Origin of the sequence: Actinomyces howellii (assembly GCF_900637165.1) — a bacterium.
GTDB lineage: Bacteria > Actinomycetota > Actinomycetes > Actinomycetales > Actinomycetaceae > Actinomyces > Actinomyces howellii.
This window is the reverse complement of record NZ_LR134350.1, coordinates 2,170,852-2,187,639: the sequence shown is the minus strand read 5'-3', so window position 1 is coordinate 2,187,639 and position 16,788 is coordinate 2,170,852. Positions and strand designations below refer to the sequence as shown.

16 protein-coding genes, 1 tRNA gene and 1 riboswitch are annotated in these 16,788 nt (G+C 69.6%); of the genes, 7 read left to right on the top strand and 10 right to left on the bottom strand.

The annotated features are described in order from the left end of the window. The first annotated feature begins 150 nt into the window (after positions 1-150). Positions 151-495, top strand: a complete 345-nt coding sequence (locus EL245_RS09175; protein ID WP_126382863.1) for a DUF4190 domain-containing protein — start codon at positions 151-153, stop codon at positions 493-495. Positions 496-622: 127 nt separating this feature from the next. Further along, complete coding sequence (locus EL245_RS09170) at positions 623-1,360, top strand: glutamine amidotransferase-related protein (RefSeq protein WP_126382862.1); 738 nt, start codon at positions 623-625, stop codon at positions 1,358-1,360. Positions 1,361-1,440: 80 nt separating this feature from the next. Here the strand turns inward: EL245_RS09170 and EL245_RS09165 are convergent, their stop codons facing one another. The 3 genes from EL245_RS09165 to EL245_RS09155 form a co-directional block, all read right to left on the bottom strand. Continuing rightward, the gene (locus EL245_RS09165; protein ID WP_126382861.1) at positions 1,441-2,124 is read right to left on the bottom strand and encodes an SDR family oxidoreductase; all 684 of its coding nucleotides are present in this window, start codon (positions 2,122-2,124) and stop codon (positions 1,441-1,443) included. Positions 2,125-2,275: 151 nt separating this feature from the next. After that, complete coding sequence (locus EL245_RS09160) at positions 2,276-3,010, bottom strand: glutamine amidotransferase (protein ID WP_126382860.1); 735 nt, start codon at positions 3,008-3,010, stop codon at positions 2,276-2,278. 69 nt (positions 3,011-3,079) lie between these two features. Beyond that, the gene (locus tag EL245_RS09155; protein ID WP_126382859.1) at positions 3,080-3,871 is read right to left on the bottom strand and encodes a nucleoside phosphorylase-I family protein; all 792 of its coding nucleotides are present in this window, start codon (positions 3,869-3,871) and stop codon (positions 3,080-3,082) included. 218 nt (positions 3,872-4,089) lie between these two features. Between EL245_RS09155 and EL245_RS09150 the strand changes: the two genes are divergently transcribed. Continuing rightward, complete coding sequence (locus tag EL245_RS09150; RefSeq protein ID WP_126382858.1) at positions 4,090-4,458, top strand: hypothetical protein; 369 nt, start codon at positions 4,090-4,092, stop codon at positions 4,456-4,458. Between the two features lie 212 nt (positions 4,459-4,670). On the opposite strand, the gene EL245_RS13250 is transcribed toward EL245_RS09150, so the two are convergent. Then, positions 4,671-4,759 (bottom strand) — tRNA-Ser (locus tag EL245_RS13250). Positions 4,760-5,272: 513 nt separating this feature from the next. Here EL245_RS13250 and EL245_RS09145 point away from each other — a divergent pair. Next, positions 5,273-6,865, top strand: coding sequence for an SLC13 family permease (locus tag EL245_RS09145; RefSeq protein ID WP_126382857.1), 1,593 nt, complete (start codon positions 5,273-5,275; stop codon positions 6,863-6,865). Positions 6,866-6,878: 13 nt separating this feature from the next. Here the strand turns inward: EL245_RS09145 and EL245_RS09140 are convergent, their stop codons facing one another. Next, positions 6,879-7,310: a nucleoside deaminase gene (locus tag EL245_RS09140; protein ID WP_126384312.1), complete on the bottom strand. Its 432-nt coding sequence runs from the start codon at positions 7,308-7,310 to the stop codon at positions 6,879-6,881. A gap of 194 nt (positions 7,311-7,504) precedes the next feature. On the opposite strand from EL245_RS09140, the gene upp reads away from it, so the two are divergent. Both upp and EL245_RS09130 read left to right on the top strand, forming a co-directional pair. Beyond that, a complete protein-coding gene (gene upp / locus EL245_RS09135; RefSeq protein ID WP_126382856.1) occupies positions 7,505-8,143 on the top strand; it encodes a uracil phosphoribosyltransferase in 639 nt (212 codons plus the stop codon). An 86-nt stretch (positions 8,144-8,229) separates the two neighbouring features. Next, on the top strand, positions 8,230-9,552 hold the full coding sequence (locus EL245_RS09130) for a hypothetical protein (protein ID WP_126382855.1): 1,323 nt from the start codon (positions 8,230-8,232) through the stop codon (positions 9,550-9,552). 180 nt (positions 9,553-9,732) lie between these two features. On the opposite strand, the gene EL245_RS09125 is transcribed toward EL245_RS09130, so the two are convergent. The 5 genes from EL245_RS09125 to EL245_RS09105 all read right to left on the bottom strand — a co-directional run bounded on the left by EL245_RS09125 (position 9,733) and on the right by EL245_RS09105 (position 15,308). Next, positions 9,733-10,599, bottom strand: a complete 867-nt coding sequence (locus EL245_RS09125; protein WP_126382854.1) for a MetQ/NlpA family ABC transporter substrate-binding protein — start codon at positions 10,597-10,599, stop codon at positions 9,733-9,735. Positions 10,600-10,738: 139 nt separating this feature from the next. Then, positions 10,739-11,464, bottom strand: a complete 726-nt coding sequence (locus EL245_RS09120; RefSeq protein ID WP_126382853.1) for a methionine ABC transporter permease — start codon at positions 11,462-11,464, stop codon at positions 10,739-10,741. Continuing rightward, positions 11,461-12,525 (bottom strand): methionine ABC transporter ATP-binding protein, encoded by a 1,065-nt coding sequence (locus EL245_RS09115; RefSeq protein WP_408608367.1) that lies wholly within the window; start codon positions 12,523-12,525, stop codon positions 11,461-11,463. Before EL245_RS09115 ends, EL245_RS09120 begins: the two co-directional genes overlap by 4 nt. A 6-nt stretch (positions 12,526-12,531) precedes the next feature. Further along, positions 12,532-12,622: riboswitch (SAM riboswitch) on the bottom strand. A 226-nt stretch (positions 12,623-12,848) separates the two neighbouring features. Further along, the gene (locus EL245_RS09110; RefSeq protein WP_126382851.1) at positions 12,849-14,981 is read right to left on the bottom strand and encodes a DUF6571 family protein; all 2,133 of its coding nucleotides are present in this window, start codon (positions 14,979-14,981) and stop codon (positions 12,849-12,851) included. A 69-nt stretch (positions 14,982-15,050) separates the two neighbouring features. Then, positions 15,051-15,308, bottom strand: a complete 258-nt coding sequence (locus EL245_RS09105; RefSeq protein ID WP_126382850.1) for a hypothetical protein — start codon at positions 15,306-15,308, stop codon at positions 15,051-15,053. 290 nt (positions 15,309-15,598) lie between these two features. On the opposite strand from EL245_RS09105, the gene EL245_RS09100 reads away from it, so the two are divergent. Next, the gene (locus EL245_RS09100) at positions 15,599-16,726 is read left to right on the top strand and encodes an alpha/beta hydrolase (RefSeq protein WP_232009945.1); all 1,128 of its coding nucleotides are present in this window, start codon (positions 15,599-15,601) and stop codon (positions 16,724-16,726) included. The last annotated feature ends 62 nt before the right edge of the window (positions 16,727-16,788 follow it).

The following is a 16,788-nucleotide window of genomic DNA, read 5'->3' as shown; positions in this document are numbered from 1 at the left end:
CGCCGAGCAGTCGACCGCCGGACAGGACCCGGCTCAGTCCCGACGGGATGCCAGTCTATGCCATCGACAGTGCCATCGCCGCCGGCGCCGGGGGCCGGGTCCTCCCGGGGGACGAGGCGGGCCGTCGAGCCGCGGGGCATGATGGGCCTCATGAGTCAGGAGCCCGGCCTCGTCGACCCCACGCAGATCGTCCCCCAGGGCTTCGTCTTCCCGGGGACCGAGGGACTCGACGCCCAGCAGATCTTCTCCGGCCCCGGCTACCAGGCTCCTGCGCAGCACGCCGACGCGGCGGCGGTGGCCGCCCTCGTGTGCACCGTGCTCAGCCCGATCCCCGGCCTCGGGATCGTGGCTGTCATCCTGGGGACCTACTCCCTGCGGCGCCTGCGCCGCTCCTATGCCACCGGCCACTCCCTGGCCTGGCTGGGCATCGTCGTCGGCTCCGCCGTGACCGCGGCCTGGCTGCTCCTCGTCGTCCTCATCGCCCTGTCCGCGTGACCCCGCGGACTCCAGAGGCCTGTACGAGCCCCGCACGAGCCCCGTACGAGCCCCGTACGAGCCCTGTGCGAGTCCGATGCGCGGCACATCACGGCACCGCACCCCCCAAGCACCGTAGGGTGTGCGCGTGAAGCCCTTCATCATGGTGTCAACGCGCCCCGAGACCGAGGCCGCGGACAACGAGTACGAGTCCTTCCTCGCCCAGGGAGGGCTCCGTCGCGACGACCTGCACCACGTGCCCCTCGAGGAGGTCGACTTCCTCGACTCCTTCGCCGCCGGGGACGTGTCGGGGATCCTCATCGGAGGCGCCCCCTATGACGCGTCAACCCCCGAGACCGCCAAGACCCGCACCCGGCTGCGCGCCGAGGAGCAGGTCCGCGAGCTGCTCGCCGTGGCCCTCAAGGAGGGGATCCCCCTGCTGGCCACCGGCTTCGGCCTTGAGGTCCTGGCGGGGTACCTCGGCACTCAGACCTCTCCCCGGTTCGGCGAGGAGCCGGGGGCCGCTGACGTGTTCCTCACCGCCGAGGGCCGCCAGGACCCCGTGCTCGCGGGCATGCCGCAGACCTTCACCTCCTTCGTCGGCCACACCGAGGGCGCGGTCGAGGTGCCGCCGCACGCGACGCTGCTGGCCAGCTCACCGGACTGCCCGGTCCAGATGATCCGGGTGGGCACCAACGTCTACGGCACCCAGTTCAACCCTGAGCTCGACGCCGAGCGCTTCGCCCAGCGCCTGTCGATCTACGCCGACGCCGGCTACGGCGAGCCGGGCATGATCGAGGACGTCGTCGCCGAGGCACGCAGCATCGAGCAGCACGTGGCCGGGCGCATCATCCGCAACTTCGCCAGCCACTTCGCGCGCGACTGAGCTCCGCCGGCGCCGCGTCGTCGGCGCCCCCGCCCCTGGGGCACGGTGAGGCGCCGGGCCCCGGGGGCGGAGGGGCTGGATCAGGACAGGTCGGCCAGCTCGGCGGGCACGTCGGCGAGCGCCTGGGCGATCTCGGTGGAGCCGTCGCGGAAGGGGATGACCCGGCCGATGGTCGCAGGCTCACCCAGGGCGGTGACGATGACGGAGGCGACGTTGCCGCGGGAGGTGAAGGTCTCCGCCGCGTCGGCCACCCTGCCGACCTCGATCCGGCCGCTGGGGGCGTCGAGGGTGAGGCTCCCGGGGCCTACGATCGTCCAGTCGAGGTCCGTGGACTGCAGGTAGCGGTCGGCCTCGAGCTTGGCCAGGGCGTAGGTGCGCAGGGGGTGGTCCTCCGGGACGGGCTGCGGACCGTGGGAGCCGATCCACGAGACCATGACGTAGCGTCGTACCCCCGCCTGCCGGGCGGCCTCCATGGAACGCACCGCCGCGAGGTGGTCGACCGCCTCGGTGCGGGCGGGACCTCCCTTCCCGCCGGCCCCGGCGGACCACACGACGGCGTCGGCGCCCCTCATGGCGTCGGCGAGATCGGCCTGGGTGGCGTCCTCGACCGACAGGACACGGGGCTGGGCGCCGGTGGCGGCGACCTCAGCGGCCTGGTCGGGGTCGCGGATGAGCGAGACGACCTCGTGTCCGTCGTCGACGAGCAGCTGGGCAAGAACGCGGGCGACCTTGCCGTGGCCACCGATGATCACGATCGTGGACATGTGTGCGCACCTTTCGTCAGGGGTGAGCGGGCACGCCAGGGGCAACACCGTGTGCCGCGCCCCCATTCCCGGCGTCTCCCGACGAGCGCAGCCACGCGGGCCGCCTCTGGTGGTGCAGGACCGTGCCCGGGACCTCCGGCGGTGCCTGCGCTCAGTCGCGGGCGAAGAGCTCGACGAAGTTGCGCAGCACCGCCCAGGAGCCGCTCACGTCCTGGGTGTAGGACCACTCCTGGATGGCAGCCAGGTCCTCGGTCTTGAAGTAGCCGTGCCCGGTGTAGCGGCCCAGCCTGTAGGAGATCGCCTCGGGATCGAGCTCGGGATGGAACTGGGTGGCGTAGAGCCTGGTGCGCACGCGCAGCATCTGCACGGGGCAGCTCGCGGAGGTGGCCAGCACCGTCGCCCGGGGCGGGGGCACGAGGACCGCGTCCTTGTGAGCGACGAAGGCGCGGAAGGTCGAGGCCATCCCGGCGCACAGCGGGTCGGCCAGCCCGGCCTCGGTCAGCGTGATCTCCGGGGCGCTGACCGGCTCGGCGAAGGTCGAGTCGATGACGGCGCCCTCGTGGTAGGCCAGGGTTCCGATCCCGTAGCAGGCCCCCAGGAAGGGGAAGTCGGCCTCGACCAGGCGGGTGAGCAGGACGTCGACCTCCGCCTCCACCCGCTTCTGGGCCGCGGACTTGCGGTCCTCGGGCGTCGTCGTGTTGTACGGCGAGCCGCCCACGAGGATCCCGGACCAGGCATCGAGGTCGAGCTCGGGCATCGGATGGGCCTCCAGGCGGTGGCGGACGAGGTCGCGCTCGTCCAGACCGGTGCGCTCGAGGAAGGACTGGTACTCGGCGTCCGCGGCGCCGTCGTCGTCGCGCGTGGCCAGGAGGAGGAAGGGCTTCACAGCGCCGACCTTAGCGGGGGCCGGGCCCGAGGCGCAGGCGGTCCGTCAGCCGGGACCAGCGGCACCCGCTCAGCGCAGGGCGCCGAGCGCCGTCAGGACTGCGGCGCGCACGACCTGTGGCGCAGGCAGCTGCGCCGGGGTCGCCGCGGCCCCAGCCGCCCCTGTGCCGGCGACCTCCGCGTCGAGGTAGGCCAGCCCCGCGACCCGCACCCCGCGGGCGGCCAGGGCCATGGCCTCGGCCACGGAGTCGCACACAGCCGCCTGGGCCCCCATGCCCGCCATGACAGCGGCCTCGGCCCGGGTGGGACGCACGGGCCCGGGGGTCAGGGCGACGACGCCGGGCTCCCCGACCCCGTCAAGCCCGGCCAGGGTCGCCGTCAAGGACTCGTCCCAGGCTGCCTCGACCATGCGACTGGAGGGGAACAACGGCTGGCCGCCGAGGTTGAGGTGGTCGGCGATCGGCAGGAACCCGCCCGGGGCGAGGCCCCCCAGGCTGGTGGCTCGGGTCACGAGGAGCGCCGCGGGCACCTGGGAGGCCACCGTGCGAGCCAGGGCCGTCGTGCGCCGTGCGGGCCGGCCCTCGAAGGCAGCGGTGCGTCCGCGGGCGATGAGCACTCCCCGTCCGCGGTACTCGTAGGAGGCCAGCGCGTCCTCCTGGCCCACAGTGCCCGGAGCGGAGACACCGGGCAGGAAGGACAGGCGCACACGGGAGGCGGGGGCGCCCCAGTCGTCGTCGAGGTCGGCCAGGAGAGCGGGCTCGGCGACGACGAGCAGGTCGTGGCGGGCACGCCCGGTGGCCAGAAGGATCGAGGCGCCGTCAGGGTCCTCGTCCCAGGTCCCGGCTGCGTTCTGAACGGACACGCGCTCCCCCTACCTACCTGGTGACCTACCTCGTGGGCACCCCTCGACGGACAGACTCTGACCGCAGCCTACCGGGCTCGGGCGTAAACGCCACCCCTGACGCCAACGGACCGGCTCCGGCGGGGGCACGGTCCGTTCGGCCTGGCTCCTGGCACGCCTCGTGCCAGCGCCGTGCTCCCGGGTGCGTCATCGGCGACAGGACCCTATGCTCTGCAGCCGTGGCAGAAAAGACCTTCATCGTCAACCTCCCCGTCGACCAGGCACGTTCCCTTATCTCCCAGATCTTCACCCAGGACGGGTGGAAGGCCGAGCCGACCCCGACCGGGGGCCTGGCCCTGTCCAAGGGCAAGATGGGCCTGTCCATCGCCGTCGGCTCCCTGGCAGGCAAGAACTTCTACCTGTCCCAGAGCGTGGACTTCGCCACCGGACCGCAGGGCGAGACCGTCGTGGTCTACCGCTCCTCGACAGGCAGCGCCATCATCGGAGGCGCCGTCGGGGTGTCGAAGTCCAATACGGCGCACGCCTTCTACAGCCACGACATCAGCCAGACCTTGGAGGCCAGTGGCGTCCTGCTGGCCGTGCAGTAGGCGCACCGCGCCCGCCCCGCCCGCTCCCGAGCCCGTCGGCACGGTCGGGTCGCCACATGGGTCGTGAGGTCGCACGTCCGAGGTGCGACCTCACGCGCCACTGTGCGACCTCACGCGCCACTGTGCGACCTCATCGACCTGGTGGCGACCCGGTCAGCCACACGCGCAGACCCCGCGGCTCCACCGTCGTGGCGGAGTCGCGGGGTCCTTGATGGCGGTAGCGCTGGGATTCGAACCCAGGGTGGCTATGAACCACACAGACTTTCGAGATCTGCACCTTCGGCCGCTCGGACACGCTACCTCAGAGGTCGAGGGTACACGGCGCGAGCCTCGGGGCCCAACCGCGCCGTCTGCGAGGTCGCGCACACCCGGCCCGCCCGCGAGCGCAGGACGGTGACGCCTTCGTCGGCCCCGACGAGCCGCCCCGCAGCCGACGGCGGGGCACGGCCTCCGCCGTTCCTCTTGACAGCCACCGACCCACCTGGCCATCATTCCGCATCCCCGTGACGGGCGACACGCTCGTCACGGGCACGCGCATCCTGAGACTGCGACCAGCGAACCGACTGATACCCGCGCGATCCTCCAGGGGCGGGCGCACCGACGCGCCGCCCCCGTCCCGGTGCCCCGACGGCACCGCACCCGTCGCCCGGCCCCGGGCCGGCGACACGGACTGAGCAGCAGGACCCGCCGGCGCCCCGAGGCGCACCCGGTCCGTACCGTCCGGGTCCTTCCCGGACCGACACCCCTGGGACGCTGCACCCGGCGCGCTGCCGGACCGTCCCTCGACGTCATGAGCCTGCCCGAGGAGATCCCCATGAGTACACCGATCACGCACACCTCGACCTCCGTGGCCCCGGCGACCTCCCAGCCCCCTCCGGACGCGCGGACCCGCACGCGGCGCACGGTGGGCATCGTCGCCGGTCTCGCCCTGGCCGCCCTCGTCTTCGTCGCCTTCCCCGCCGACGGGATCGAGGAGGTCGTCGCCGCCTCCGGGGCGTCGGCGGCCGCCGAGGCGGGCTACTCCGACCTCGGGCTGAGGGTCGTGGCCGCGGCCGCCGTCCTGCTGGGGGTGTGGTGGATGACCGAGGCGATCCCGCTGGCGGCCACGGCCCTGCTGCCCATGGTCATCTTCCCCGCCTTCCAGGTCGCCGCCTTCAAGGAGGTCGCCGCTCCCTACGCCTCGGACACGATCTACCTGTTCATGGGGGGCTTCATGCTCGCACTGGCGATGCAGAGGTGGAACCTGCACCGACGCATCGCCCTGGGGGTCGTCCTGCTCGTGGGCACCCGGCCCCGCCGTCTCGTCCTGGGCTTCATGGTGGCCACGGGCTTCCTGTCGATGTGGGTGTCCAACACCGCCACCGCCGTCGTCATGCTCCCCATCGGCTTGTCCGTCCTCAACCTCGTCTCCGGCCTCATCGGCGGCGCCGAGAGGGTCAGGAGGCTGTCGACCGGCCTCATGCTGGGAATCGCCTACGCCGCCTCGATCGGCTCGGTGGCGACGATCATCGGCACTCCGCCCAACGCCCTCCTCGTGGCCTACCTCGACGAGGCCCACGGCATCAAGATCGGCTTCGGCCAGTGGATGCTCGTCGGCCTGCCCCTGGCGGCGGTCTTCATGGCGCTGGCCTGGTGGCTCATCGTCTACGTCCTGTTCGCACCGGAGGTCGACGAGATCCCCGGGGGCCGGGAGCTCATCGTCGGGCAGTGGAGGGAGCTGGGGCCCATGAGCCGGGGGGAGATGAGCGTGGCGGCGGTCTTCCTCGTCGCGGCGGCGTCGTGGGTGTTCGTCCCGCTGCTCCTCGACTACACCGGCTCGGCGCTCACCATCTCCGACTCCCTCATCGCCATGGCGGCCGCTGTCGCGCTGTTCCTCCTGCCCGCCGGCACGGGACGCGGGGTCAGGCTGCTGGACTGGCGAACCGCCAACGAGCTCCCCTGGGACGTCCTGCTGCTCTTCGGAGGCGGCCTCGCCCTGTCCCAGATGTTCACCAAGCTCGGCCTGTCGATCTGGATCGGCGAGCAGGCCAAGTCCCTGGGCGCCCTGCCGACCGTGGCGATCGTGGCGACGGTGACGGCGCTGGTCATCTTCCTCACGGAGATCACCTCGAACACGGCGACGGCCGCCGCCTTCCTGCCGATCATGGGAGGCGTCGCCCTGGGCATCGGCCTGACCAGCAACAACCCGATGAACATGCTGCTGCTCGTGCTGCCCGTGGCGCTGGCCGCCACCTTCGCCTTCATGCTCCCGGTGGCCACGCCTCCCAACGCGGTGGCCTACAGCTCGGGCTGCATCGAGATGGGTGACATGGTGCGCACCGGCATCTGGCTCAACCTCGCCGGCGTCGTCCTCATCACGGCCGTGGTCCTGCTCGTGGCCGTCCCCGTGTTCGGGCTGAGCCTGTGAGGCCTGGCCGCCCTCAGCGCCGGGGGGCGAAGAACTCGGTGAGCAGCGCCCGAGACTCCTCGGCGCGAAGCCCGGCCACGACCTCGACGACGTGGTTGGCTCGCGGGTCGCGCACGACGTCACGCACCGACCCGCAGGCGCCTGTCCTGGGCTCCCAGGCGGCGAAGACCACCCGTGCCACCCGGGCCAGCACGATGGCCCCGGCGCACATCGTGCACGGCTCGAGGGTGACGACGAGTGTGCACCCCTCGAGGTGGGAGCCGCCCCAGGCCGCCCCCGCGGCGCGCAGGGCGCGGATCTCGGCGTGGGCGGTGGGGTCGTGCTCCGCCTGACGGGCGTTGGCGGCCTCGGCGAGCGGCTCGCCGTGCGGGCCCAGGACGACGGCGCCCACGGGCACCTCTCCCTGACGTCCGGCCTGGGCGGCGAGCTCCAGTGCCCGGCGCATGGCCGGGTCGTAGCGCCTGTCGACCACGGCCCGGTCGCTGTGCGTGCTCACGGCCCCAGCCTGCCACGTCCCGAGAGCCGGAGGGGCCGAGGTGCCGGCGGACTGGCCCGGCGCGGGACCAGCACGGGACCAGCACGGGACCAGCACGGCGGCGTCGCAGGGCCTGGGGCCGACCTCTGCTCTACCCTGAACACATGCGCCTGCACGTTGCCGATCACCCCCTCATCGACCACAAGCTCTCCGTCCTGCGCGACGAGAGGACGCCCTCGGCCGTCTTCCGCCAGCTCGTCGACGAGCTCGTCACGCTCCTGGCCTACGAGGCCACGCGGGAGGTGCGCACCGAGGCCGTTGAGATCACCACCCCCGTCGCCGTGGCCCAGAGCCGCCGGCTCGCCGAGCCCCGGCCGATCGTCGTGCCGATCCTGCGCGCCGGCCTGGGCATGCTCGACGGCATGACCCGCCTCCTGCCGACCGCGGAGGTGGGCTTCCTGGGGATGAAGCGCGACGAGGACACCCTGGAGGTCGAGACCTACGCCAACCGGCTGCCTGACGACCTGTCTGGTCGCCAGTGCTTCGTCGTCGACCCGATGCTCGCCACCGGGCACACGCTCGTGGCCGCCATCAACTACCTGCTCGAGCGTGGCGCCCGGGACGTCACGGCGATCTGCCTCATCGCCGCCCCCGAGGGCATCGCGACCCTGGAGGCCGCGGTCGGAGAGCGAGCCGATGTCACCGTGGTCACCGCCGCCCAGGACCTCAGGCTCAACGAGCACGCCTACATCGTCCCGGGCCTGGGCGACGCCGGCGACCGGCTCTACGGCATCATCGACTGACGCCCCTGCCAGCACGACCTGGCGGATCCGGTAGGGCAGTCGTGAAGAGCCCGTCCTAACGGAGGCGGTTGCCTTAGCATCGCTTCATGAGCATTCCCACGGAACCGCCCCAGGCCTCCGCGGGCGGATCGCGGCGACGCACCCTCATCATCTCGGTGCTCTTCGCGGTGCTCACCTTCGGCGGGGTCGTCGGGGCGGGGCTGGTCCTGGGCAACCCGCCCGGGACCCTGAGCGGGGCCGTCTACTACGATCCTTACTACCCCCCCGACCCCGCATGGACCGGGGGCGCTACCCAGACGTGGTCGACAACCATCGACACCGACGCCCAGGTGTTCTCGTCGGGAACCAGCGTGTTCAGCCTGACCGGGTCCGGGGCCTCCTCGATACTGACCGCCTACAGCATCTCCGAGTCCGGCCCCTCGCAGGTGTGGACGAGGACGGTCGACACCTCCGGGGACTCGGCGGGCGGGCCCACCTATCCGAGCTTCCTCATGTGGGGCACGACCCACCTCCTCCACGGCACCACCGTCTACGAGGTGGAGAGCGGGGAGGAGAGCCAGGCGCCGTGGAGCCCGGGCGACGCAGTCGTCGTCGCGGAGAACATCGCGATCGCCTGCGACGAGCAGGACCGGTGCACCGGGTACCAGTTCGGCTCGAGCACCGGGGCGTGGACGACGAGCCTGCCCGGGGCGTTCGAGCACATCACGGAGGGGTGGACGCAGCCGGTCTCCCCGCTCAACATCATGGTGGTCGCGCGCGAGTCGCGTCGTTACGCCGTCGTCGGCTCCGGCGTGGTCATCGACATCGACAGCGGCGAGCCCGTGCCGCTGACTGTCCCGATGGACGACCTCGACTTCCATGTCGTGGCCCCGGCCATGGACGGCTGGGCGGTACTCGCTCGGAACCACTCCGGCGTGAAGCGGATCTACGCCTACGAACCTGCCGGCGGCTCACCGATCGACGACTACGAGCCGAGCTGGACCCTCGAGCAGAACCAGAGCGTCCACTACACCCAGCAGCCGCGCAGCCTCGAGCAGTTCAAGGCGCAGTGGACCGAGTCGGACACCTCGACGATCGTCGCCGTCGGGACAGCCGACTCCGACGACTGCATGCAGTCCGTGGAGGTCCTGAACGCGAGCACGATCGACCTGCCCAGCCTGGAGGGGACGAGCGGCTCCTGCCTCCAGGTGGTCCGCTTCAGCAACGACCAGGCGGTCATGACCGTCGGCGTCGCCGAGGCGACGACCCTGCGAGGCTTCCGCCTCATGTACGACACCGCCTCGGGGAAGCAGATCTCTTTCGAGGGCCTCGACCCCGCCCAGGGTGCGATGTTCCTCCTCATCGACACGACGAAGGTCGTCGGCTACGACCCGACGACCGGCCGCCTCATCGGGTACAGGCCCGCCTGAGACCCCGCTCGGGTGCCGCTGACGAGCCCGCCCCACGGATCCGGCCTCGGGGCGAGGCCCAGGCTGGGGCTCACCGGGTCCGGAGCACCTGGGTCCGGCGGTGGCGTCCGGGACGCAGGACCGGGTGCGGTCCCGGCCAGGGACCGCACCCGGTGCGACGGGGTCGGCGTGCGGTGCTGCTCAGAAGGCGGGCAGGACGGCGCCGTTGGTCCACTCCTGCTCGATGAAGGTGCGCAGCTCCTCGGAGTTGAGCAGGCCGGCCAGGGTGACGAGGTGCTCGTTGTCCTTGTCGGCGGTGCGCACGACGAGCTGGTTGGCGTAGGGGGACTCCCCGGACTCCTCGAGGAGGAGGGCGTCCTCGTTGGGGTTGAGGCCGTGGTCGAGCGCGTAGTTGCCGTTGATGACGGCCGCCTCGGCGTCGGCCATCGAGTTGTAGACCTGGGCGGCGTCGACCGTGGGGAAGCTGAGGTTCTTCGGGTTGGAGGTGATGTCCTTGTCGGTCGGCAGCTCGACGGACTCGTCGAGCTCGATGAGCCCGCCGGCGGCGAGGAGCTTGAGGCCGCGCGCGGTGTTGGCCGGGTCGTCGTTGAGGATCACCGTGCCGCCCTCGGGGATCTCGTCCGCGGAGGTGTAGCCCTTGGCGGTGTAGAGGCCCATCGGCTCGATGTGGACGTCGGCGATCGCGGTGAACTCGTAGCCGAACTCGTCGATCTGCTGGGCGAGGTAGTTGGGGGTCTGGAAGAAGTTGGCGGCCAGGGAGCCGTCGTTGAGGCTGATGTTGGGGGTCTGGTAGTCGTTGAGCTCGACGATGTCGAGGCTGATGCCGGCGTCGGCAGCGAGGTTCTCCTGGACCCAGTTGAGGATGGTGACGTGGGGGACCGGGCTGGCGCCGATGGAGATCGTGGCGACGTCGCCCTCGACGGTCAGGCCGTCGACCCCGCCCTTGGATGACGAGCCGCAGGCGGCCAGGGTCATGGCGATGGCCGATCCCAGGCCGCCGACGAGCACGGTGCGGCGGGACAGGCGCGGGGAGAGGCTCTGGGACATGGTGTTTCCTTTCAGTGGGGCCCGGTGGGCCGGTCAGTCAGTGCCCGGCGGGCCGAGCGGCAGGGGAGGCTGTGGGTGAGCGGCTGGTCGGAGATGCGGTCCGAGGAGGTCGGGGCGTCCGGGCGAGGTGGCCGGCGGCTCAGCGGTGGTCGACCAACCTGCTCAGGAGGTCTCCGATGACCTGGATGATGCCGACGAGCAGGACGATGAGGACGACCGACACGATCATGACGTCGCCCATGTTGCGTTCGTAGCCGTACTGGACGGCGAGGTTGCCCAGGCCTCCGCCGCCGACGGTGCCGGCCATGGCGGAGTAGCCCAGGAGCGCGATGAGGGTGACGGTCGCGGACTGGATGAGGACGGGCAGGGCCTCGCGCACGAGCACGCCCCACGTGATCTGGGTGGTGGAAGCGCCCATCATGAGGGCGGCCTCGACCTTGCCGCGGTCGACGTCGTTGACAGCCGTCTCGACGAGGCGCGCGTAGAAGGGGATGGCTCCGATGGTCAGAGGCACGCAGGCCGCCTGCCATCCCAGGGAGGTTCCGACCAGGAGGCGCGTGAGCGACATGATCGCGACCATGAGGACGATGAAGGGCATGGAGCGGCCGAGGTTGACGATCTGGGACAGGACCCCGTAGACCGCCCAGTTGCGGTGCTCGCCCCGCTTGCCGGTGGTGACGAGCGCCAGGCCGAGCAGGAGCCCGAAGATGATCGTGAGGCTCCCTGAGACGAGCACCATGAGGAGGGTCTCGACGATGGCCGGTCCGACGTTCTCGGTGAGGTACTTGTTGTCGAGCCAGCGTTCCTTCTCCGCCCCCGCGAGGACGGGCAGAGCGGTAACGGTCAGGGTCGTCAGGGCGGTCATGCGCGCTCCTCCACGGTCACGCCCGCCTCGCGCAGCGCGGCGACCGCTGCGCTGGAGCGGGAGGCGGGGACGGTCAGGGCCAGGCGCCCGACCTGGGCGGAGCCGAGGGTCTCGAAGACCCCGCCGGCGACGTCGGCACCCTGCTCGGCAGCCAGGGACATGACGTGGGCGGCAGCGGGCTGGCCGGGGTGGGCGGTCAGTGCGACGTCGAGGACGACGTCGTTGGGGGCCAGCGAGGCCCGGGGGACCTCCGGGACGGGGACGAGCTCGTGGGACAGACGCGAGCTGACGTCGGAGACGACCTGCTCGATGGGGCCGGACTCGACGACGCGCCCGGCCTCAAGGAGGCTGACGGAGTCGCAGACCTGGCGCACGACGCTCATCTCGTGGGTGATGATGACGACCGTGACGCCGAGCCGGTCGCGCACGTCGCGGATGAGCTCGAGGATGGAGCGGGTGGTCTCGGGGTCCAGTGCGCTGGTCGGCTCGTCGCACAGCAGGACGGCGGGCTGGTCGGCCAGGGCGCGGGCGATGCCGACCCGCTGCTTCTGGCCGCCTGAGAGCTGGGCGGGGTAGGAGTCACCGCGGTCGCCCAGACCGACGAGGTCGAGCATGCGCTGGACGGTCTCGTGCCTGGACCCGCGGGGCACCCCGGCCAGGGCCAGCGGGTAGGCGACGTTCTGGGCGGTCGTGCGCGAGTCCAGGAGGTTGGCGTGCTGGAAGACCATCCCGATGGCGCGACGGGCCTTGCGCAGCTCGCCGGGGCTCAGGGCGGCCATGTCCTGGCCGGCCACCCGCACCTGGCCGCTCGTGGGGCGCTCGAGGGCTGTCAGGCAGCGCACGAGGGTCGACTTGCCCGCGCCGGAGGTGCCCACGACCCCGTGGATCGCGCCGGCGGGCACCTCGAGGGACAGCCCGTCGAGAGCGCGCACGGTGGCGCCGTTGCGCAGCTGATAGACCTTGTGGACGTCACGCAAGGAGATCATCGGGCCCGTCCCGGCTGAGGCGTCGGGTCCGTCTCCCGGGGTCCCTGTCCGGGCTGGTGCTGGCGGTGCGCTCACTCGTCTCCTCCATCGGTCCTGGCGGAAGCACCCTCACCGTGAACGGGGGTTGCTGCAGCGTCGATGAGCCAGGTCTCTCAGCTGCTCTGGATGGTCAGGCTCACCGTACGGTCCAGCGATCTCCTCCGCAACACGGGAGACGCGCGCTGGGACGAAGGTCACGGGAAAGGCGGGAGCAGGCGGGGCGTGGCTGAGGGGCGGGGCAGAGCGCAGCCCGCGCCTCACCGCACCCTGCCCCGCCCGCCCCTCAGCTGCACGCTCCGCGGGACTCCCACTTCATCCGCACCGAGCGGAGCGCGCCTTGAGCCAGGAGGAAGGGCGTCCTACCTTCTGATCGTAATCGACCCCGTATCTTTATCGCTCTCACCATTAATCAACGCCTCCCCTTGTTTGATGCCAGCATCGATGGCCTTGTCGGCATTTGAAATCACGTCATCCGGATCGAGCTTACCATCTTTAACCTTGATCGCCCAGTCATGTATCTGAGTGTTTTGCGCATCCCCTCGACTGCCTGAGAAGTCGATAACTGGCTTCCCATTCTCCATTGAGTACCACGGATACGCACCGTCCTCATCGCGAAAAAGATTGGGATGCAATGCGTCGGGATTCTTGAAAAGCCCACGCGCAATCGCCTCACCGTAGGCCTCTGCCTGCAACGTCGAGCGAACATCTGTAATCGGATCATCAGGGACTGTAGCGTCCGGCACGGCATTGTCGACGATCGCCGGCGTCGCAGCCGCGCTACCGACCGCCCATAATGCAGGTGCCACGGGACCGGTGAAGGCTCCGCCAATGGCGGCGCTCCCTACTCCCAGACCCCAGGTAACATTCTTCTTGAACTCACTTCGCTGCTTCTCGTCGTCCCCGTACATATCGGCCACCTTTTTGTCCCCGAGCGCGTTGAGGTAGCCATGCACATTTCCCATCGCCTGGTACTTATCCTTGAAAGTGCGTTGATCGTTGGCATTCGGGAACCGGTCGCGCACCTCTCGAGCGAATGCCGCTGACACAATCGTCGCCGCATCCTTGTTGTCCATGATTCGATACAAGAACGTGGAGAAGGTGGACGGATCCCGACTCGGGTCCCCCTCGAGACCCAGTCCATCAGGACTCCCCCCCCGAGCGACATTGACACCCTCCGTCGCGCAGTTCGCGGCAACGACGGCGAGATTACGCTTCATCTCGTCTGAATACTCCTTCTCCTCGACCACATCGACCGCATACTCGATGGAGCGCGCACTCAGCCACGTCGCGGAACTGGCCTTATCCTTGTTCTCGTTCTTGCGCAGGGAGGAGGCCGCAGCCTGTGCTGCCGTGAACGCGTCGAGCCCGCCATTCTGTTCGCGCGGCCGCGTCGTGAGGAGCTCCCACCTTCTTTTCATCTTGTCGCCCGGGGACCAGGAGCCGTTCGGATGGCGCGAGCCGTCGGGAGCCAGGTACTCGTGCGCAACCTCCGGATTCTTGCTCATCGCATATAAGACGCCTGCCATCGGATCCATGGAATTTGGCCCGTGACTAGTTGTCGACGCTGCAAGGAAAGGACCAGCGTTATTCCGGCGCCCGGGCTCCCAAACATGCTGAGGGCCCGTTAGGTTCTCATCTGCCTTGAATGCCCGCATGATCTCATCTAAAGGCAGCTTCTCCAGGCCTTCACCAAGACTGAGTAAGAAGTTCTTGCCGAAGGTGGGGGCAGTGCGGTAGTTATATTTCTTGTCGTGCATTCCCAGTATTGCATTGAGTGCAGGAATCCGTCCCCACTTCCCCTTTCCTGTCACCGATTTGACGATGCCGTCAGCAACCGCTTTGGATCGCTTGCGGTCCCACTGGGTCGAGGCGATGCCAAGATTTTGACCCAACAGGCTGGCGATCTCGTGCGCCTTTTCGTTCCCGTATGCAGAGCCTCCCCCAACGTGAGTTTGAAAGGCGACCGGGATCTTCGCCAGGTTCTCCGGCCCAACCTCATCGATGAGGAAGTTGGCGTAATGAGGATTCTTCTTGGAGCCTTTGTTCTCCCTGAGCGACTTGAGGAGCTCATGATAACTTCGCCCACTCGGCAGCGGATCTTTTCCGTCGCTGTCGGCGAGGCTCTCGAGATCTTTTCCGTCCACCGCGGCCTTCGCCCAGGACTCCAGCTTCCCTTTTGAGTCGATCCTGTCGTCGGGGACCTCGATCTCGATGCCGTAGTCGCCAACCTTTGTGCCGATGCCGTTGCTGCTCAGCCTCTCGATAGTCTTCTTGCACTCCTCGATCTCGGCGAGCCGCTTAGTGACGGCCGCCGCAGCCGCCCGCATCTTCGGCGTGTACTCCTCGAGTGGCGGGTTCTCCATCGGGTCGGCCTGGTCACTGCTCGCGTTGACGATCTTGCCGACCTCATCCTTAGCCTTTTCGGCGATCTCCTTGAACGCATCAACTCGTCTCTGCAGGGCCTCAGGGTCCAGGTAAACCTTCTTTCCCATGATTCTCCATCTCCTTCTCTGGTCGTCTCGCGGGCGCTGGCAATGCCTTTCAGAGGCGTATCTCTGACACTATTCGTCCTCTGCCGCCTCCCACTGCCTGTGCACTTCAGCGCTTAAGCCCTCGTACGCGGCGAGCATGGCGCGGACATCGCTCTCGAGCATGCGCTGCTGCTCGTCGGCGAGCTTCGACTCCCACACCCGGTCTGCGTTGACGTTATGGTAGCCGCTTTTGAGCATGTACTCCGTGTGCCCATTTTCTGCCACCTCCTGTACCGATTGCCGCACGCGATCCTCGAGATTCCCCAAGCGTTCCTTGCGACTAGCCACCAGATCCACCTCCTCCAATCGTTCGTGAATACCGTCCACAATCACGGTAGGACATGCAAGTCAGGACAGCCATGGGCACCTGTGTCTGGGGACAAGTACCCATCGAACGTTCTCGGCAGAGGTGAGGACATGATGAGCACCATCGATGCTCTCAGCCGGGGATCAGAGGAAGTCTGGGCCTGAGGCGGCGCCGCAGGTTCGGGCCTGTCCGTGGGGAGAGGCGGGTGGTCGGACCGGCACGCTGCCGCACGGCACGGCCGAGCTCGTGCCAGGATGCGGTCGTGAACGACGTGACCGACCCGGCTCCTTGTCTTGTAACCGACATTCTGGGAGACCCCTGGGTGTCCAGGCGGCTGCCCCTCACGCAGTCTCCCGCCGCTCCGGAAGCGGACCACGCCGTCCTCGTCCACCAGCGAGGCGCGGTACCCGCCGGCCACGGGCCCCGGCACCGTCGGGCGGTGCTCTACCTGCACGGACGCAACGACTACTTCTTCCAGACCTGGCTCGCCGACGCCTTCCTCGCAGCGGGATACGAGTTCTACGCCCTGGACCTACGGGCCTGCGGCCGCGCTGGCCTCGGCCACCCCTCGCCGCACGACGTGCGGGACCTGCGCGTCCACGACGAGGAGATCGCCACGAGCCTTGAGATCATCCGCCACGAGCACGGACACGACGTCGTCGTGCTCAACGCACACTCGACCGGCGGCCTTCAGGCGGCCATCTGGGCCAAGGACCATCCCGGCTCGGTGGAGGCGCTCACCCTCAACTCACCGTGGCTCGACCTCAACTCCTCGGCGATCATGCGCTCCTACGGGTCGGCCTGGGTCGACCTCGTCGCCCGGCGCGACCCCGAGCGCATCATCGACAACCCCTCGGAGGCCAAGGCGGTCAAGGCGGCCGAGGCAGCCGAGGCCGCTGCCCGCGCGACGATCCAGCCTCACAGCACGTCCGACACCGACCCGGTTCGCCACGCCCTTGGGGGCACCTCGGCAGTCGGCGCCGATCCCGGTCCGGTCGGCCTGGACCTGTACGCCCGGTCCCTGCACGCGCGCTGGGGAGGCCCCTGGGACTGGGACCTCACGCTCAAGCCCTCACCGGCCTTTCCGGTGCGTGCAGGCTTTCTCGCGGGCGTCCGTCGTCTTCAGCGGGAGGTCCACCACGGCCTGGGGATCGAGGTGCCCGTCCTCGTGTGCTGCTCGACGCGTTCCTGCTCCCACGACGCGTCCCCCGAGGAGGCGCGGCACAGCGACGTGGTGCTCTCCGTCCGCCAGATCGTCGAGCGCTCGGCCTTCCTTGGCTCCGACGTCACGGTGGTCCAGGTCCCTGGCGGCGTGCACGACCTCGCCCTGTCCCTGTCGCCCGCGCGCGAGGAGTACCTCGCGGTGCTCACCGGCTGGCTTCAGGCGCGCCTACCCTGAGACGGCGTCCCCTGCCCCGGTGCCGCAGGCTCCTGAGTGCCCGTCCCGCACGGTCGGGCTGG

Coding starts and splice junctions, on each gene's coding strand:
- EL245_RS09175 (WP_126382863.1), top strand. CDS start 151: ATGAGTCAGGAGCCCGGCCTCGTCGACCCCACGCAGATCGTCCCCCAG.
- EL245_RS09165 (WP_126382861.1), bottom strand. CDS start 2,124: ATGTCCACGATCGTGATCATCGGTGGCCACGGCAAGGTCGCCCGCGTT.
- EL245_RS09145 (WP_126382857.1), top strand. CDS start 5,273: ATGAGTACACCGATCACGCACACCTCGACCTCCGTGGCCCCGGCGACC.
- EL245_RS09140 (WP_126384312.1), bottom strand. CDS start 7,310: ATGCGCCGGGCACTGGAGCTCGCCGCCCAGGCCGGACGTCAGGGAGAG.
- upp (WP_126382856.1), top strand. CDS start 7,505: ATGCGCCTGCACGTTGCCGATCACCCCCTCATCGACCACAAGCTCTCC.
- EL245_RS09130 (WP_126382855.1), top strand. CDS start 8,230: ATGAGCATTCCCACGGAACCGCCCCAGGCCTCCGCGGGCGGATCGCGG.
- EL245_RS09125 (WP_126382854.1), bottom strand. CDS start 10,599: ATGTCCCAGAGCCTCTCCCCGCGCCTGTCCCGCCGCACCGTGCTCGTC.
- EL245_RS09120 (WP_126382853.1), bottom strand. CDS start 11,464: ATGACCGCCCTGACGACCCTGACCGTTACCGCTCTGCCCGTCCTCGCG.
- EL245_RS09110 (WP_126382851.1), bottom strand. CDS start 14,981: ATGGGAAAGAAGGTTTACCTGGACCCTGAGGCCCTGCAGAGACGAGTT.